Origin of the sequence: Delftia sp. WSY_22 (assembly GCF_043104185.1) — a bacterium.
Classification (GTDB): domain Bacteria; phylum Pseudomonadota; class Gammaproteobacteria; order Burkholderiales; family Burkholderiaceae_C; genus Comamonas; species Comamonas tsuruhatensis.
In genome coordinates, this window is record NZ_JBICKN010000033.1 from 1 (window position 1) to 381 (window position 381).

1 pseudogene is annotated in these 381 nt (G+C 63.0%); it reads right to left on the reverse strand.

Annotated features, from left to right (window positions below):
- Window positions 1-185: 185 nt before the first annotated feature.
- Window positions 186-381, reverse strand: a pseudogene (locus ACF8NF_RS17930) (phosphoadenosine phosphosulfate reductase); the annotation flags it as partial.

Sequence of the window (381 nt, forward strand, 5' to 3'; positions counted from 1 at the left end):
GCCCTGGTCGGCGGTGTAGCCCGTGGACTCCACGGCTGTGGCACTGGCAATGCCCTTCAACGCCTCTTTCTGCGCCGCCTGGTCGCGCGCATCGTTCATTTGCTGACCGGCGCGATAGGCATCAGCAATGCCCCTCGTAAATTGCTGGCCCTGTGCCAGGCCTGCAGCGAAACCACTTCCCAAATTCATTGTTCGCACTCCTTCAATTCGCTGTCCAACTCCTGCACCCGGCGCGCCAGTTCGGCGCGAATGGTCTGCAGATTCACTCGGTACTGCCCCACCTTGTCGGGGTGCAGCTGCTTGAGATAGGCGGCCTTGCCGTCGTCCCACCATGCACTGCAGTGCAGGCACTCGGGCGCGCTGATGGCGCGGAAGGTGTCG